At 67.1% G+C, this 16,173-nt stretch carries 19 protein-coding genes; 13 read left to right on the forward strand and 6 right to left on the reverse strand.

The features are described 5' to 3' along the window. Positions 1 to 22 precede the first annotated feature (22 nt). Positions 23 to 925, forward strand: a complete 903-nt coding sequence (locus VLK31_RS29405) for an amidohydrolase family protein (protein WP_409172022.1) — start codon at positions 23 to 25, stop codon at positions 923 to 925. Here VLK31_RS29405 and VLK31_RS29410 read toward each other — a convergent pair. Next, a complete protein-coding gene (locus VLK31_RS29410; protein WP_409172023.1) occupies positions 914 to 1,810 on the reverse strand; it encodes a MurR/RpiR family transcriptional regulator in 897 nt (298 codons plus the stop codon). The genes VLK31_RS29405 and VLK31_RS29410 overlap by 12 nt on opposite strands. Before the next feature lie 127 nt (positions 1,811 to 1,937). On the opposite strand from VLK31_RS29410, the gene VLK31_RS29415 reads away from it, so the two are divergent. Beyond that, positions 1,938 to 2,933, forward strand: a complete 996-nt coding sequence (locus tag VLK31_RS29415) for a Bug family tripartite tricarboxylate transporter substrate binding protein (RefSeq protein WP_409172122.1) — start codon at positions 1,938 to 1,940, stop codon at positions 2,931 to 2,933. 4 nt (positions 2,934 to 2,937) lie between these two features. Beyond that, positions 2,938 to 3,888: a succinylglutamate desuccinylase/aspartoacylase family protein gene (locus VLK31_RS29420; protein WP_409172024.1), complete on the forward strand. Its 951-nt coding sequence runs from the start codon at positions 2,938 to 2,940 to the stop codon at positions 3,886 to 3,888. A gap of 30 nt (positions 3,889 to 3,918) precedes the next feature. Here VLK31_RS29420 and kefC read toward each other — a convergent pair whose 3' ends face one another. Beyond that, entirely contained in the window at positions 3,919 to 5,769 is a 1,851-nt protein-coding gene (gene kefC / locus VLK31_RS29425; protein ID WP_409172025.1) for a glutathione-regulated potassium-efflux system protein KefC, read from the reverse strand. 2 nt (positions 5,770 to 5,771) lie between these two features. Next, positions 5,772 to 6,494, reverse strand: a complete 723-nt coding sequence (locus VLK31_RS29430) for an NAD(P)H-dependent oxidoreductase (protein WP_409172026.1) — start codon at positions 6,492 to 6,494, stop codon at positions 5,772 to 5,774. Positions 6,495 to 6,587: 93 nt separating this feature from the next. Here VLK31_RS29430 and VLK31_RS29435 point away from each other — a divergent pair, with 93 nt between their 5' ends. Together VLK31_RS29435 and VLK31_RS29440 are read left to right on the forward strand one after the other, a co-directional pair. Next, positions 6,588 to 7,208: an AAA family ATPase gene (locus VLK31_RS29435; RefSeq protein WP_409172027.1), complete on the forward strand. Its 621-nt coding sequence runs from the start codon at positions 6,588 to 6,590 to the stop codon at positions 7,206 to 7,208. Positions 7,209 to 7,302: 94 nt separating this feature from the next. Further along, positions 7,303 to 7,773, forward strand: coding sequence for a MaoC family dehydratase (locus VLK31_RS29440; protein WP_409172028.1), 471 nt, complete (start codon positions 7,303 to 7,305; stop codon positions 7,771 to 7,773). Positions 7,774 to 7,814: 41 nt separating this feature from the next. On the opposite strand, the gene VLK31_RS29445 is transcribed toward VLK31_RS29440, so the two are convergent. The 3 genes from VLK31_RS29445 to VLK31_RS29455 all read right to left on the reverse strand — a co-directional run bounded on the left by VLK31_RS29445 (position 7,815) and on the right by VLK31_RS29455 (position 9,547). Continuing rightward, positions 7,815 to 8,108 (reverse strand): DUF4148 domain-containing protein, encoded by a 294-nt coding sequence (locus VLK31_RS29445; RefSeq protein ID WP_409172029.1) that lies wholly within the window; start codon positions 8,106 to 8,108, stop codon positions 7,815 to 7,817. A gap of 140 nt (positions 8,109 to 8,248) precedes the next feature. After that, complete coding sequence (gene trmL / locus VLK31_RS29450) at positions 8,249 to 8,710, reverse strand: tRNA (uridine(34)/cytosine(34)/5-carboxymethylaminomethyluridine(34)-2'-O)-methyltransferase TrmL (protein ID WP_409172030.1); 462 nt, start codon at positions 8,708 to 8,710, stop codon at positions 8,249 to 8,251. Between the two features lie 72 nt (positions 8,711 to 8,782). Further along, on the reverse strand, positions 8,783 to 9,547 hold the full coding sequence (locus VLK31_RS29455; RefSeq protein WP_409172031.1) for a phosphoribosyltransferase family protein: 765 nt from the start codon (positions 9,545 to 9,547) through the stop codon (positions 8,783 to 8,785). Between the two features lie 22 nt (positions 9,548 to 9,569). Between VLK31_RS29455 and VLK31_RS29460 the strand changes: the two genes are divergently transcribed. From VLK31_RS29460 to VLK31_RS29495, 8 genes are all read left to right on the forward strand, one after another. Further along, positions 9,570 to 10,502, forward strand: a complete 933-nt coding sequence (locus VLK31_RS29460) for a biotin synthase (protein WP_409172032.1) — start codon at positions 9,570 to 9,572, stop codon at positions 10,500 to 10,502. A 224-nt stretch (positions 10,503 to 10,726) separates the two neighbouring features. Then, positions 10,727 to 11,203, forward strand: coding sequence for a DUF2244 domain-containing protein (locus tag VLK31_RS29465; RefSeq protein WP_409172123.1), 477 nt, complete (start codon positions 10,727 to 10,729; stop codon positions 11,201 to 11,203). Positions 11,204 to 11,263: 60 nt separating this feature from the next. After that, positions 11,264 to 12,442: a cytochrome c oxidase subunit II gene (gene coxB / locus VLK31_RS29470; RefSeq protein ID WP_409172033.1), complete on the forward strand. Its 1,179-nt coding sequence runs from the start codon at positions 11,264 to 11,266 to the stop codon at positions 12,440 to 12,442. Between the two features lie 43 nt (positions 12,443 to 12,485). Further along, the gene (ctaD, locus tag VLK31_RS29475) at positions 12,486 to 14,141 is read left to right on the forward strand and encodes a cytochrome c oxidase subunit I (RefSeq protein WP_409172034.1); all 1,656 of its coding nucleotides are present in this window, start codon (positions 12,486 to 12,488) and stop codon (positions 14,139 to 14,141) included. A 28-nt stretch (positions 14,142 to 14,169) separates the two neighbouring features. Continuing rightward, positions 14,170 to 14,283, forward strand: a complete 114-nt coding sequence (locus VLK31_RS29480) for a cytochrome oxidase small assembly protein (RefSeq protein ID WP_286516058.1) — start codon at positions 14,170 to 14,172, stop codon at positions 14,281 to 14,283. Positions 14,284 to 14,342: 59 nt separating this feature from the next. Beyond that, the gene (locus VLK31_RS29485) at positions 14,343 to 14,996 is read left to right on the forward strand and encodes a cytochrome c oxidase assembly protein (protein WP_409172035.1); all 654 of its coding nucleotides are present in this window, start codon (positions 14,343 to 14,345) and stop codon (positions 14,994 to 14,996) included. Beyond that, positions 14,993 to 15,202 carry a DUF2970 domain-containing protein gene (locus tag VLK31_RS29490; protein WP_409172036.1) on the forward strand — a complete coding sequence of 70 codons (210 nt, stop codon included), beginning with the start codon at positions 14,993 to 14,995 and terminating at the stop codon, positions 15,200 to 15,202. The genes VLK31_RS29485 and VLK31_RS29490 overlap by 4 nt, the downstream gene beginning before the upstream one ends. Positions 15,203 to 15,272: 70 nt before the next feature. Next, positions 15,273 to 16,154 (forward strand): cytochrome c oxidase subunit 3, encoded by an 882-nt coding sequence (locus VLK31_RS29495; RefSeq protein ID WP_409172037.1) that lies wholly within the window; start codon positions 15,273 to 15,275, stop codon positions 16,152 to 16,154. The last annotated feature ends 19 nt before the right edge of the window (positions 16,155 to 16,173 follow it).

Genomic DNA, 16,173 nt, shown 5'->3' on the forward strand with positions numbered 1-16,173 from the left:
ACCCGTACCGGAGACAACAGACATGGACCACCAGAACCTGATTGCGATCGACATCCACACCCACGCCGAGGTGAGTTGCTGGAACCCGTTCGACAACTACGGCGAGGAATACGACCGCGCCGCCGACAAGTACTTCGGCTCCAGCGGCCGGCCCACCATTGCGGAGAGCGTGCAGTACTACCGTGACAGGAAAATCGGCTTGGTGATGTTCATGGTCGACGCCGAATCGAACATGGGCCGCCGGCGCATCCCCAACGAGGAGATTGCCGAGGCCGCGGCGAAGAACAGCGACATGATGATTGCCTTTGGCAGCGTCGATCCGCACAAGGGAAAGATGGGCGCGCGCGAGGTGCGCCGGCTCATCGAGGAGCACGGCGTGAAGGGCTTCAAGTTTCACCCGACGGTGCAGGGCTACCACCCTTACGACCGCATGGCCTGGCCCCTGTACGAGGTGATTGCCGAGTACGGCCTGCCGGCCATCTTCCACACCGGCCACAGCGGCATCGGCTCGGGCATGCGCTGCGGCGGCGGGCTGCGGCTGGAGTACAGCAACCCGATGCACCTGGACGACGTGGCCATCGACTTTCCCGACATGCAGATCGTGATGGCGCACCCCAGCTTTCCGTGGCAGGACGAGGCGCTGAGCGTGGCCACGCACAAGCCCAACGTGTGGATCGACCTGTCGGGCTGGAGCCCGAAGTACTTTCCCAAGCAGCTGGTGCAGTACGCCAACACGCTGCTGAAAGACCGCATCTTGTTCGGCAGCGACTACCCGCTGATCACGCCCGACCGCTGGATGCGCGACTTCGAGGCGGCAGGCTTCAAGCCCGAGGTGATGCCGGGCATTTTGAAGGGCAATGCGGTGCGGCTGCTGCGGCTGGACACGCCCGCTGCGGCACCTGTCACAGCCCCTTCAGCCGGCTGAAGACGCCTTGCGCGAACGACCGGCCTGCGCGGCCGCGTCGTTCCAGTGCTGCTCCCACAGCGCGTCGCCGCGTTCGAGCGCCGCGCCCAGTTCTTTCTTGCGCCGCTGCGCCACCGCGGCCACCAGCGCATTGCACAGCGTGAACGCCGCCGTGTACGAGTCGAACGGCGATGCGCTCGATGTGCGCACCTGCATCACATGGTCGGCCGAGGCCGCGGCGGGCACTGAGGCGCCATCGGTGATGACGATCACGCGCGCCCCCTTCTGCCTGAAGTACCTGGCCGCGCGCGCAATGGCCAGCGAGTGGCGCCGGAAAGTGACCGCCAGCAGCACGTCGTGGTCGTCCACCCACAGCAGCTGGTCTTCCAGCGGCAGCGGGCCGGAGGCCGCCAGGGGCCGCACGTCGGGCAGGCACATGTTCAGGTGCAGCGCGAGGTGGCTGGCCAGCGCGGCACCGTGCCGCTGCCCGAGCACATGCACGCGTGCCTTGCGCTGCACCAGCAGGCGCACCGCCGCCTCGAAGGCCGCGACGTCGAGCGACGCGAAGGTGGCGGCCAGGTTGTGCTGGTCGTGCAGCAGCGCGTTGGCCAGGCAGGTGCGCACGGAGGTGTCGTCCCCCATTACTGCGTCGGCGCGCGTGGCGGGCGACGACAGCCGCGCGGTGACTTCGGAGCGGGCCTCCATCTGCGCCTGCGCATAGCTGTCATAGCCCAGCTTGGCGAGCAGGCGCACCACGGTGGAGGCGCTGGTGCCCACCTTTTTTGCAAGGCTCGTTGCAGATTCGAGCAGGCCCTGGGGGTAGCGCGTTTGCAGTTCCTCGATGAGGAGCTGCTCGCTCTTGGTGAGCTTCTTGCCGTAACCCGAGATGCGTTGGTTCAGATTCATGGTCGCGGGCATTCTGCATGCGGAGTCGTGTCAGCCCCAATTTTGCAATGGTCATTGCAAAAAACAAATGGTCTTGCAACAATGCGCGCACTTTTAATCCGGACCAGGACGCCACCCGATGAGCACCATGAGCCCCACCTTTCAAGTTTCCGCCCTGCGCCGCCGCGCGGTGCTCGGTGCCGGCCTTGCCGCGATGCTGCCGCTGGCCGCGCGTGCGCAGGACTGGCCGTCGCGCCCGGTCACGCTGGTGGTGCCGTTTCCGGCGGGTGGCTCGGTCGACCTGATTGCGCGGCTGTACGCCGAACCGCTCTCCAAGGCGCTGGGCACGCCGGTGGTCATCGACAACCGCGGCGGTGCCGGCGGCTCGATCGCCAGCGCGCAGGTGGCGCGCGCCAAGCCCGACGGCTACACGCTGGTGGTGTCGTCGCAAAGCTCGCACCTGGCCAACCCGCTCACACAGGCCAACCCGGGCTACGACCCGATCAAGGACTTCGCGTCCATCACCCAGCTGGCGCGCTCCATCAACGTGCTGCTGGTGAACCCGGCCGTGCCGGCCAAGACCTTCAAGGAGTTTGTGGCGCTGGTGAAGGCGCGCCCCGGCGAGCTCAACTTTTGCAGCGCCGGGCCGGGCAGCATGGGCCAGCTCAACGTGGAGTTGATGAAGTCGCAGCTGCAGCTCAATGCCACGCACGTGCCCTACCGTGGCGGCGGCCCGCTGGTAACGGCGCTGATTTCCAACGAGGTGCAGTTCGGCCTGGACAACCTCGCGCCCTTTTTGCCTCACATTCAGGCCGGCAAGCTGCGTGCGCTGGCGGTGGCCGCGCCGGCGCGCGTTGCCGCGCTGCCGGATGTGCCGACCTTTGCCGAGCTGGGCTACCCGGTGCTCAACACCACCTCGTGGATCGGCCTGGCCGCGCCCGCCAGGACGCCGCCTGAAGTGATTGCCGCGCTGCACAAGGCGGTGCGCTCGGTGGCCGACCAGCCGGCCATGGCCGAGGCGCTGCTGTCGCGTGGCTCGCTCACGCCCGAGGTGCAATCGCCCGCGCAGTTCACGGCCATGATGTCGGAGCGGCTCGCGACCTATGGCGAGATGGTCCGGCGTGCCGGCATCCGTGGCGAGTAAGGCCATGACAGACGCATCGTTCGCCCCCGACACCGCGCCGCTGGAGGTGCTGCCGCGCGACATCTCCTCCTACCGCCAGGGCAACACGGGCATCGACTACGTGCACCGTTTCGAATCGGGCCGGCCCGGGCCGCATGTGCTGGTCAATGCACTGACGCACGGCAACGAGATCTGCGGCATGGTCGCCGCCACGCACCTGCTGGACGCGGGCGTGCGCCCGAAGCTGGGCACGCTCACGGTGAGCTTCGCGCATGTGGAGGCCTACAACGCCTTCGACATCGAGCGGCCCTACGACAACCGCCAGCTGGTGCACAACCTGAACCGCATCTGGTCGAAGGCGATGCTCGACGGCACCGAGCAAAGCCCCGAGCTGAAGCGCGCACGCGAGCTGCGCCCGGTGCTGGACGCGGCCGACTATGTGCTGGACATCCACTCGACGCGCGCGCCGGTGCAGCCCTTCTGGGTGTACCCGGAGTTCGAGCGCAATGCGGGCCTGGCGCTGGCCATCGGCAACCCGCTGGTGCACCTGGTGATGCCCGTGGGCGGCGCACCCGGCACGGGCGTGACGGGCTATGGCCGCCATGGGGAGCCGGGGGTGGACGGCGGTGCGGTGGTCGTGGAATGTGGCCAGCATTTCAGCCAGTCTGCGGCCGACCTGGCCACCGACGTCACGCTGCGCTTTCTGGCGCACCTCGGGTTGACCGAGCCGGTGGCTTCGACCGTTGCCAAGGCGCCTGCGCGCCGGTTCCGCCTGCTTCAAGTGCACATGGTGAAGACCGAGGGCTTTGCCTTTGCGCGGCCGGTGCTCGGCTTCGAAACCTTCCACAAGGGCGAGCTGATCGCGGTCGACGCGGGCGAGGAGATTCGCTCGCCCTGCGACGACTGCACCATCTTCATGCCCACGCGCGCGGCGCTGGTGGGCCGCGAGGGCGTGTACCTGACGGTGCCACTCTAGGCGGGACCGCTACAGGCGCCGGGGCACGGGTCAAGGCGCCTGGTCTTCTTCCCCGTTCATCCGCTCCCAGTCGCGCCCCAGTCGCCGCTGGCGTTCTTCGCGCTCGCGCGCCATCTGCTCTTCGAACTGCTGGCGGCCCGCCTTGTTGGCCGCGATGAGCTTGGCGCGGTCCTTGTAGTGCGGATAGATCTCGTCGCTCAGCGCGATGTTTCTTCGGCGAAAGCGCATGGCCGATTCACGCGCCTCGTGCGAGGGCCAGCCCAGCGCCTCGAGCGTGGCGCGCGCGCTGCGCAGCGACGACTCGAACACCTCGCGCTCCACGTCCACCACGCCGCGGTCGCGCAGCTGGAACAGGTGCGTCACGTTGCGTGCGCGCGCAATGATGCGGGCCTGCGGAAAGTGCTCGCGCACCAGATCGACAATTTCGAGCGACTGCTCGATGTCGTCCACCGCCACCACGATGGCCTTGGCCGTGCCGGCGCCCGCGGTGCGCAGCAGGTCGAGCCGCGTGGCGTCGCCGTAGAACACCCGAAAGCCGAACTGCCGCAGGCCTTCGACGGTGTCGGCGTCATGGTCGAGCACGGTCACGCGCAGGCCTTGGGACATCAGCATGCGCCCCACGATCTGCCCGTAGCGACCGAAGCCGCAGATGAGCACCTTGGCGTCTTGCTGCTCGGAAATTTCGTCCATCTGCGGGCCGGTGTGACGGCTGTAGCGCGGCAGCACGAACTTGTCGAGCAGCACCAGCAGCAGCGGCGACAGCAGCATCGACAGCGCCACGCCGCCAATCAGCAGCGAGGTGATTTCAGGCGGCAGCACGTCGGGCCCCGCCGCCTGGAACACCACGAAAGCGAACTCGCCGCCCTGCGCCAGCAGCAGCGTGAACACGGGGCGCTCCTGGTAGGCGATGCCCATGGCCTTGGCCAGCGTGTAGATCACCACCAGCTTGATGACCATGAAGCCCAGCACCAGCGCCGCCATGACCCAGGGGCTGGCAATGAGCACGCCGAAGTTGATCGACATGCCCACGGCAATGAAGAACAGGCCCAGCAGAAGGCCCTTGAAGGGCTCGATGTCGGTTTCCAGCTCGCGCCGGTATTCGCTTTCCGCCAGCAGCACGCCGGCCAGAAAGGCGCCCAGCGCCATGGACAGGCCGACCAGCTGCATCAGCGCGGCAATGGCCACCACCAGCAGCAGCGCGGCGGCGGTGAAGATCTCGGGCGTGTTGCTGCGCGCAATCCAGCGCAGCACCGGGCGCAGCAGCAGCCGGCCGCCCAGAATGATGCCGCCGATCACGCCGATGATCTTGGCGGCCTCCAGCGCGCGGTCGAGTCCGGTGATGGCCTGTTCGGCCGCGGTGGCGCCCGCGAGCAGCGGCAGCAGCGCCAGGATGGGGATGGCCGCCACGTCCTGGAACAGCAGGATCGAAAAGCCGGCCTGCCCGCTGGGTGTTTTCAGCAGGTTGCGTTCGCCGAACACCTGCAGCGCGATGGCGGTGGACGACAGCGCCAGCCCCAGCGCGGCCACCAGCGCTACGCGCCACTCTGCCCCCACTGCATAGCCCGCGGCAAACAGCACGGCGGCGCAGCTCAGCACCTGCGCGGCGCCCCAGCCGAAGATGGGCCGGCGCAGGTTCCACAGGCGCTTGGGTTCGAGCTCCAGGCCCACCAGAAACAGCATCAGCACCACGCCGAATTCGGCAAAGTGCAGCACGTCTTCCACGCTGGACACCAGGCCCAGGCCCCAGGGCCCGATGGCGATGCCGGCCACCAGGTAGCCAATGATGGAGCCGAGCCCGAGGAACTTGGACAGCGGCACGACCAGCACGGCGGCGCCCAGGTAGATCAGGCTGCTGGTCAGCCAGGCGGGTGCGTGTTCCATGCTCAGGCCACCTTCTGCGCGGAGGCGACCGCCAGGCCGCGGGTCATGGCGGCATGGAAGGCGTTGCCCGTGACCTTGCCGAAGTCGTCGTCGGCCGGCCGGTCGCTCTCGGGCACGGGGCAGGCCACGCAGGCGTCGATCTCCTCGATCTCGGGCCAGTCGGGGTAGCTGCCCAGGCGCTGCGCAAAGGTGGCCACATGCGCGGCCACCTCGGCCTCGGTGGCGCTGCGCGCGCCATGGAGCATCAGCGGCGGCAGAAAGCGCATGCCGCACAGCGCGGCGGTTTGTTCGTACGGCGGCAAAAAGGCGTCGAAGAAGTAGCGGTGGTAGTTCTGCGGGTGGTAGCTGGACTCCGGGCTGCCGGTGGTGGCGACCAGCCACAGGTCCTTGCCCTGCAGCGCGTTGCCTTCGGGGCCGTAGGCCCAGCCGTAGGCGAGCACGTCGTCGAGCCAGAGCTTTTGCAGCGCGGGCATCGAGTACCACTGAATCGGGTGCAGCAGCACCACCAGCCGGGCCTTGGCAAGGCGGGCCTGCTCGGCTTCGACGTCGATGGCGTAGTCGGGGTAGCTGCCGTAGAGGTCGTTCACCTCGACGCCGGGCACGGCGCGGGCGGCGGCGAGCATGCGGCGGTTGACGCGCGAATCGCGCCAGTGCGGGTGGGCGGCAAGCACGTAGACGCCGCTGCTTTCGGCGGCCGGTGTTCCCGAGGATGTTGTTGTAGTCATCCCGCGAACATAGCCTAGTCGCGGCGGATTCGCCGGGCAAAAAGGGAGTCAGCCACTACCATGGAGCCCGTTCCAGTTCTGGAGGAGACGCTCATGCCGGTGGTTCTGGTCGCCAACCCCAAGGGTGGCGTAGGCAAGTCGACAATCGCGACCAACGTCGCGGGTTACTTCGCAAGCCGCGGCCACGCCGTGATGCTCGGCGACGTGGACAGGCAGCAGTCTTCGCGGCTGTGGCTGGGGCTGCGCCCGCCGCAGGCGCGGCCCATCGCCACCTGGGAGGCGGCCGGCGACAGTTCTGTGGTCAGGCCGCCGCGCGGCACCACGCACGCGGTGCTCGACACGCCGGCCGGCCTGCACGGCTGGCGCTTCAAGGAGGTGCTGGCACTGGCCGACCGGGTCATCGTGCCGCTGCAGCCGAGCATCTTCGACATTTACGCCACGCGCGACTTTCTGGACCGCCTGCTGGAAAGCCGCCGCGCCGAGAAGACGAAGATCGGGCTGGTCGGCATGCGCGTGAATGCGCGCACGCTGGCGGCTGACCGGCTGCACGAGTTCATTGCGGGGCTGGGCGTGCCGGTGATCGGCGAACTGCGCGACACGCAGAACTATGTGCAGCTGGCCGCGCGCGGGCTCACGCTGTTCGACATTGCGCCGGGCCGCGTGCAACGCGACCTGGACCAGTGGCAACCCCTTTGCGAGTGGCTGGACGCCTGAGCGCCACAACGGCCGGATGCTTTGCCGCCCCCCGGTTTTCCCTGAGCCCGGTTGTCGCACGGCCGACAGCCGGCCGAACACCCCACGCGCCAGAATGCGCCGCATGACCAAAAAGACATTCCAGACCCTTCAGGATCTTTCCGCCTGCGTCGGCCAGGAAGTCGCCGTGAGCGACTGGATCACCATCACGCAGGAGCAGGTGAACCTGTTCGCCGAGGCGACCGGCGACCACCAGTGGATCCACGTGGACGTGGAGCGGGCCAAGGCCGGCCCCTTCGGCGCGCCGATTGCCCATGGCTTTCTCACGCTGTCGCTGCTGCCGCGCTTTTTCGAGGAAACGATCGAGGTGGTGGAGTCGCGCATGGGCGTGAACTACGGCATGAACCGGGTGCGCTTCATGTCGCCGGTGCCAGTCGGCAAGCGGCTGCGCGCGCGCATGAAGCTGCTGAGCTCGGCCCCGATTGCCGACAACGGCGTCCAGATGGCCTGGGAGGTCACCATCGAGCTCGAAGGTGCCGCCAAGCCGGCCTGCGTGGCCGAGTCGGTGGCGCGCCGCTACCCTTGAACGGCCCCTGAAAGCCCCGCTCGCGGGGCTTTCTTCTTTGCTTACATGGGACGGTCGGTCACTTCACCGTAGGTGGCCGCGCCCTGGCGGGTGATGCTCAGCGCGCTCTGGCGCACGGCGTTGCGGTCGGTGCTGCCGTTGCGGGCCTGCTGCACGCCGGTGCCGCCATTGCTGATCCTGAACGGCTGGCGCGCGTCGGCCTGCACCTGCGCACGCGACAGCGTCGACTGGAAGGGCTGCGGCGGCAGCGGGTTCTGTTCACCCTGGAAGGCCTGGGCGCCGCTGGCGAGGGCGAGCGTGGCGAAGGCGGCAAAAGCAATCGACTTGGCGTTCATGGCGAGACTCCTTGTGGCAAAACTTTGAATGGACCGGATGCAGACCGCGATGTGTGGCCTGCATGTCTTTCCATACGGCGCGCCCGGCCGATCGGATGCACTCTCTCCGCCCCAAGGCGTGGCGAGCTTGTTTCCAGTTGTCAGCCGAAGCCGTTTTGCCGCCAGGCTTCGAACACGGTGACCGCCACCGCGTTCGACAGATTCAGGCTGCGCTGGCCCTCGCGCATCGGCAGGCGCAGCTTCTGTGGCTCGGCGAAACCGTCGCGCACCGCGGGCGGCAGGCCGCTGGTCTCCGAGCCGAACACCAGCCAGTCGCCCGGCTGAAAGCGCACGTCGTGCACCGCACGCGTGCCGCGCGTGGTGAGGGCGAACATGCGCTCGGCGGCGGGTTGCTCGGTGGCGAGCAGGGCCTGCCAGTCGGCGTGGCGCTTGACCTCGGCGTACTCGTGGTAGTCGAGGCCGGCGCGGCGCAGCAGGCGGTCGTCCATGGAAAAACCCAGCGGCTCGACCAGGTGCAGCGTGCAGCCTGTGTTGGCCGCGAGGCGGATGACATTGCCGGTGTTCGGCGGAATCTCGGGGTGGACCAGGACGATATGGAACATGCGCCGATTGTCGGCGGGGCGGGGGTGCCGGTCGGCGGGCAATGCGAATTCGGTGGCCGTAACTCGGCGGTCTCAGCGCGGCGGGTCTGTGCGGGCCAGCACCACCGCCGTGATGTGCGCCGCGCCGGCCAGCCGCAGCGCCTGGGCCGCGGCAAACAGCGAGGCGCCGCTGGTCATCACGTCGTCGACCAGCACGATGCGCTTGCCCCGCACTGCGTCCGCGCGCAGTGGCTCGACGGCAAAGGCGCCGCTCAGGTTGCGCAGCCGTTCGGCGCGCGGCAGGCCGCTCTGGGCAACCGTGTCGCGGGTGCGCAGCAGCAGTGCGGGGTCGGTCCTGGCGGGCGAGAGCCGCCGCGCGAGCTCGTGCGCCTGGTTGAAGCCGCGCTCGCGCAGCCGCTCGGGCGACAGCGGCATCGGCAGCACCAGGTCGCACTGCTCCAGCGCCAGCTCGACCCAGGGCGCGCTGCGCAGCAGGGTGGCGAAGGGGCCGGCCCGGCCGGCGTCGCCGTGGAACTTGAAGGCGGCGATGGCGTCCGGCCACGGCCAGGCGTAGGTGCAGGCGGCCAGGCAGGCGTCCAGCGGCGGCGGGTGCTTCACGCAATCGCCGCAGCGGCTCACGCCCTCGGGCAGCGGCAGGGCGCAGCCGCCGCAGCGTGCGGTGGGCGGGGCGAAGCGGGCCACGCAGGCGTCGCACACCGGTCGCGACGGCCAGGCGCGGCAGACCGCGCATTGGCTGGGCAGCCGCGAAAGCACAGAGCCAAGCAGCGAGGCGAGGGGCCGGAAAGGGGAGAACGACGAGAAAGACAGGAAAGGCCACAGGGCCCGATGGCTGCGCATGTCTCAATATACTCACGGCCCCATGGCCACCGACCCCACAAGACGACCGCCGACCATCGATGCCACGGCGGCCGCCCGCTGGCGTCGGCTCGCGCCCGCCGACGCCTCCCCCTGGCTGCACGAAGAAATCGGCCGCCGGATGGAAGACCGCCTGCAATGGATCAAGGCCCAGCCCCGCACGTGGGCCGACTGGGCTCCGTTGCGCGGCGGCCTCGAGGCCCATGAGCTGGTGGCGCGCCGCTACAAGGACGCCGCGTCGTTCGTCATCGAGCCCGAAGCCGCGTTGGCCACCCTCACCGGCCAGGCGCTCAGCGCTCCGTGGTGGAGCGCGCGCCGCTGGCAAGGCGGCAAGGCGCGCTTCGACGCCCCGCCCGAAGACGGCGTCGACCTGCTCTGGGCCAACATGTCGCTGCACATGGCGGCCGACCCCGAGGCGCTCATCTCGCACTGGCACAAGCTGGTGGCGACCGACGGCTTCCTGATGTTCTCCTGCCTGGGCCCCGACACCGTGCGCGAACTGCGCGCGCTGCATGCCCGCCTGGGCTGGCCCGCCGCGGGCCACGAGTTCACCGACATGCACGACTGGGGTGACATGCTGGTGCACGCCGGCTTTGCCGAGCCGGTGATGGACATGGAGCGCATCGTGCTGACCTGGGCCACGCCCGAGGCGGCGCTGGCCGAGCTGCGCGGGCTGGGCCGCAACCTGCACCCCGCGCGCTTCCCCGGGCTGCGTGGCAAGGCGTGGCACCAGTCGCTGAAGAAGGCGCTGCCCGAGCTGGCACCGGCTGAAAACGGCGCTGAAAGCGGGGAGGGTGCCGGGCGCATCGCGCTGACCTTCGAGGTCATCTACGGCCACGCGTTCAAGCCCGCGCCGCGCGTGTCGCTGTCGGCCGAAAGCGCGGTCTCGCTGCGCGAGATGCGCGCCATGCTGCAACGGGGTCGGCCGGGCGGCTGATCGCTGGCGGATCGCACCGCAAAAACGCTTGTCGCACAGCGCGTTTTCTGCCTACTAGGGGTGACCCGTAGGGGTCCCACAGGGCACTCGGACGCCGGTATCTACCCGCTACAATCCGCCGTTGCGTGGAACTCGCGGGTACTGTCCCGTGAACGAGGGGTGTCGAATCCTGTTTGTACGAGGGGTTTGGCCACCGTCGACGCACCGATTTGCTGAACTCGCCCGTGCCGAATTCCGTCTTTCGATTTGCCACCGTTTCAGGCCAGAACATCCACTGGTTTTTGAAGCGAAACTGCTCGGTGACGCCGAGCCAGCTGGGCTGGCTCTACGCGTCGCTGTGCGTGGTATCGCTCGGCATCGGCACCTTGTTCTGGCTGCACGGTGCGCCCCTGGTGCTGCCTTTCGCCTGGCTCGAGCTGGCCGCGGTCGGTGTGGCGTTCATGGTGTACGCACGGCACGCGACCGACGGGGAAAAGATCGCGCTGCAGGAAGGACGACTTGTCGTGGAGCTCGAGAACGGCGGGCACTACGAGCGCACGGAATTTCTTCCGCACCAGGTGCGGATCGAACCGCAGACCGGCGATCGCTCATTGATCGAGGTCTCGGGGCAGGGTCGATCGGTCAGGGTGGGGCGCTATGTACGCCCGGAGTTGCGTGCCGCGTTGGCCCGCGAGATTCGCATGGCGTTGCGCGGCGCCTGAGGGGGCTCGCGCAGTGCCGCACGGTTGGGTTTGTCGAAAAAATTGAGAAACGTGAACACGATGAAGAGCATTTGGCGCAATACGTACAGGCCGGCGAATCTGTTGCTGGCGGCCGGCGCGGCTTTCAGCAGCGCGGCGCACGCAGTCAACGATCTGCCCGGTGGACCTTCGGTGCGCCAGCTGAATCTTCCGGTCGGGGTGACCAAGATCGCGCAGGAACAGCATTTCCTGCACACGATCATGATGATCCTGTGCACGGTCATCTTCGTTGCCGTGTTCGCGGTCATGTTCTATTCGATCTGGAAGCACCGCAAGTCGGTCGGCCACAAGGCGGCCAACTTTCATGAGTCGGTGGTGGTCGAGGTCATCTGGACCATCGTGCCCTTCCTGATCGTGATCGTCATGGCGCTGCCCGCCACCAAGGTGCTGGTGGCCCAGAAGGACACCACCAACGCCGACCTCACGATCAAGACCACCGGCTACCAGTGGAAGTGGGGCTACGACTACCTGAACGGCGAAGGCGAGGGCCTGGCCTTCATTTCCACGCTGGACAGCTCGCAGCGCGCCATGTCCGACGCCGGCGCCAAGGGCGTGATGCCCGACGACTACCTGCTCAAGGTCGACAACCCGCTGGTGGTGCCGGTCAACAAGAAGGTGCGCATCATCACCACGGCCAATGACGTGATCCACGCCTTCGCCGTGCCGCAACTGGGCCTCAAGCAGGACGCCATTCCCGGCTTCGTGCGCGACACCTGGTTTCGCGCCGAGACCGTGGGCGACTACTACGGCCAGTGCCAGGAACTGTGCGGCAAGGAACACGCCTACATGCCGATCCACGTGAAGGTGGTCTCGGCCGCCGACTACACGGGCTGGGTCGCCACCAAGCGCAAGGAAGCCGCCGCCAAGCTGGACGACCCGACCAAGGTCTGGACGCTGCCCGACATGCTGGTGCGCGGCGAGAAGGTCTATGCCGCCAACTGCGCCGCCTGCCACCAGGCCAACGGCAAGGGCGCGGGCCCGATCAAGGCGCTCGACGGCGACGTGAAGGTGCTCGACGCCGACCACTCGGTGCAACTGCATGTGCTGCTCAACGGCCAGAACAACGGCGCCATGCCGTCCTGGAAGCAACTGAGCGACACCGATCTCGCGGCCGTGGCCACGTACACCAAGAACAGCTGGTCGAACAAGACGGGCCAGCTGGTGCAGCCGGCCGAAGTGCTGGCCCTGCGCGGCAAGTGACACCGCAGCGCCCCGCGAAGAAGAAATTGCAAGGAACAACGACATGAGCGCAGTCCTCGACCCCCACGGTCACGCCCCTGGCGACCACGCACACGATGGCCATGCACACGACGGCCACGACGAGCATCACGGGGCGCCCACCGGCTGGCGCCGCTGGGTGTTCGCGACCAACCACAAGGACATCGGCACGCTCTACCTGCTGTTCAGCTTCACCATGCTGATGGTGGGCGGCGTGCTGGCGCTGCTGATTCGCGCCGAGCTGTTCCAGCCCGGCCTGCAACTGGTGAACCCCGAGCTGTTCAACCAGTTCACCACCATGCACGGGCTGATCATGGTGTTCGGCGCCATCATGCCGGCCTTCGTGGGCTTCGCGAACTGGATGATTCCGCTGCAGGTGGGCGCCTCCGACATGGCGTTCGCGCGCATGAACAACTTCAGCTTCTGGCTGCTGATTCCGGCGGCGCTGATGCTGGTGGGTTCGTTCTTCATGCCCGGCGGCGCACCTGCGGCCGGCTGGACGCTGTACGCACCGCTCACGCTGCAGATGGGCCCGTCGATGGACGCCGGCATCTTTGCGATGCACATCATGGGCGCCTCGTCGATCATGGGTTCGATCAACATCATCGTCACCATCCTGAACATGCGCGCCCCCGGCATGACGCTGATGAAGATGCCGATGTTCTGCTGGACCTGGCTCATCACCGCGTACCTGCTGATTGCCGTGATGCCCGTGCTCGCAGGCGCCATCACCATGACGCTGACCGACCGCCACTTCGGCACCAGCTTCTTCAACCCCGCCGGCGGCGGCGACCCGGTGATGTACCAGCACATCTTCTGGTTCTTCGGCCACCCCGAGGTCTACATCATGATCTTGCCGGCCTTCGGCATCATCAGCCAGGTGGTGCCGGCCTTTGCCCGCAAGCGCCTGTTCGGCTACGCGTCGATGGTGTACGCCACCTCGTCGATCGCCATCCTGTCGTTCATCGTGTGGGCGCACCACATGTTCACGACCGGCATGCCGCTCACGGGCCAGCTGTTCTTCATGTACGCGACCATGCTGATCGCCGTGCCCACGGCCGTGAAGATCTTCAACTGGATCGCGACGATGTGGCAGGGCTCGATGACTTTCGAGACGCCCATGCTGTTTGCGGTCGGCTTCATCTTCGTGTTCACGATGGGCGGCTTCACCGGGCTGATCCTTGCGATCGCGCCGATCGACACGCAGCTGCAGGACACCTACTACGTGGTGGCCCACTTCCACTATGTGCTGGTGGCCGGCTCGCTGTTTGCGATGTTCTCGGGCTTCTACTACTGGGTGCCCAAGTGGACCGGCGTGATGTACAACGAAACGCGCGGCAAGGTGCACTTCTGGTGGTCGCTGATCTCGTTCAACGTGACCTTCTTCCCGATGCACTTCCTGGGCCTGGCGGGCATGCCGCGCCGCTATGCCGACTACCCGATGCAGTTTGCCGACTTCAACGCGGTAGCGTCCGTCGGTGCGTTTTTCTTCGGTTTTGCCCAGGTGTACTTCTTCCTGTTCGTGGTGCTGCCCACCATGCGCGGCAAGGGCGAGAAGGCCACGCAAAAGCCATGGGAAGGCGCTGAAGGCCTGGAGTGGGAAGTGCCGTCGCCGGCCCCGTTCCACACCTTCGAGACCCCGCCCAAGCTCGACGCGACCGCCTCCAGGGTGATCGGTTGATCGCTTTGCCCCCAGTACAACCCGCACGATGACACCCGAACAGAAACGCAACAACCGCCGCATGGGGCTCACGCTGGCCTCCATTGCGGTGGTGTTCTTCGTCGGCTTCATCGTTCGCATGGTCTGGTTCAGCGGCCGCTGAGCCTCAGCTGAACCGCCAGTGAACACCTCTCCACGCACGCAACGAACGGGAGCACGCGCATGAGCCTCGGTCAACGCATTCGCAAGGCCAATGTCCGCATGGTCGGCAAGCTGGCCGTCGTGGCCTGCGGCATGTTCGCCTTCGGCTATGCGCTGGTGCCGATGTACCGCGCCATCTGCGAAATGACGGGCATCAACATCCTCGCGCTGTCGGAGCTCGAGGTGCCGGGCGGTGCCAGTGGTGGCAAGAACGTGCGCGTGCCCGACAACACGCAGGTCGACATGACCCGCACCATCACGGTGGAGTTCGACTCCAACGTGCGCGGCGGCCTGTGGGACTTCAAGCCCGCGGAGCGCACGCTGCAGGTGCACCCGGGCCAGCTCAACACGGTGATGTACGAGTTTCAGAACGTGCAGAACCGCCGCATGGCCGCGCAGGCCATTCCCAGCTACGCGCCGCAGCAGGCCGCGCCGTACTTCAACAAACTGGAGTGCTTCTGCTTCAACCAGTACACGCTGGAGGCGGGCGAGAAGAAGCAGTGGCCGGTCGCGTTTGTGATCGACCCCAAGATTTCGAAGGACGTGAAGACCATCACGCTGTCGTACACCTTCTTCGAGGTGGGCGGCAAGACGCCTGCGGCACCTGTGGCCGCCGTTTCGAATATGGCGCCTGTGGCCGCCGCTGCCAGCTCCGCCAATGAGCCGCGCTCGTGACCGATCCCTCGACCCGGCCGAAGGCTTCGCTGTGGGACACGGTGAAGGCGGTGGGGTGGTCGTTTTTCGGCGTGCGAAAGAACAGTGCCTACCAGGAAGACCTGGGCAAGTTGAACCCGCTGCACATCATTGCGGTGGCGTTCGTGGCAGTGATCGTTTTCGTGCTCGGGCTGGTGGTGCTGGTGCGCCATGTGGTCGCGGCCTGACGACGATGCAAACCGCCCACGACAAGCGCAATTCCCTGAATCGAGAGAAGAAAGAAAGCCAGGAGCTGATATGAGTTCAACCACCCACGGCACCACGCCCTACTACTTCGTGCCCGGACCGTCGGCCTATCCGGTCTCGGCCGCGATCGGCCTGTTCTTCGTGATCCTGGGCGCCGCGCAGTGGATCAACGGCCACGAATGGGGCGCCTGGTCGCTGCTGGTGGGCATGGTGGTCTGGCTTGGTACGTTGTTCGTGTGGTTCCGCACCGCCATCGCCGAGAGCGAGAGCGGCCAGTACGGCCACAAGATCGACCTGTCGTTCCGTTGGAGCATGAGCTGGTTCATCTTCTCGGAAGTGATGTTCTTCGGCGCCTTCTTCACCGCGCTGTGGTGGGCCCGCACCCACTCGCTGCCCGCGCTCGGCAGCCTGGACAACGCCATTCTCTGGCCCGACTTCAAGGCCGTGTGGCCCAGCATGGCCGCCGGTGCCACCGGTTCGCCGGCCGGCATCGTCGAGCCGTTCGAGACCGTCGGCCCGTTCTGGCTGCCCACGATCAACACCGCGCTGTTGCTGACCTCGGGCGTGACGCTCACCATTGCCCACCACGCACTGCGTGCCGGCCACCGTGCGCAGACCATCCGCTTCATGTGGCTCACCGTGCTGCTGGGCATCGTCTTCCTGGGCGTGCAGGGCTACGAGTACCACCATCTGTACACCGAACTGAACCTCAAGCTCAGCTCGGGCACCTACGGTTCGACCTTCTTCATGCTGACCGGCTTCCACGGCCTGCACGTGTTCATCGGCATGCTGATGCTGCTGTTCATCACGCTGCGCCTGCAGAAGGGCCACTTCACGCCGGAGCGCCACTTCGGCTTTGAGGGCGCGGCCTGGTACTGGCACTTTGTGGACGTGGTCTGGCTCGGCCTTTACATGCTGGTGTACTGGCTTTGAGCGAACCCCGCGGCATTCC

Origin of the sequence: Variovorax sp. H27-G14 (assembly GCF_046156345.1) — a bacterium.
GTDB lineage: Bacteria > Pseudomonadota > Gammaproteobacteria > Burkholderiales > Burkholderiaceae_C > Variovorax.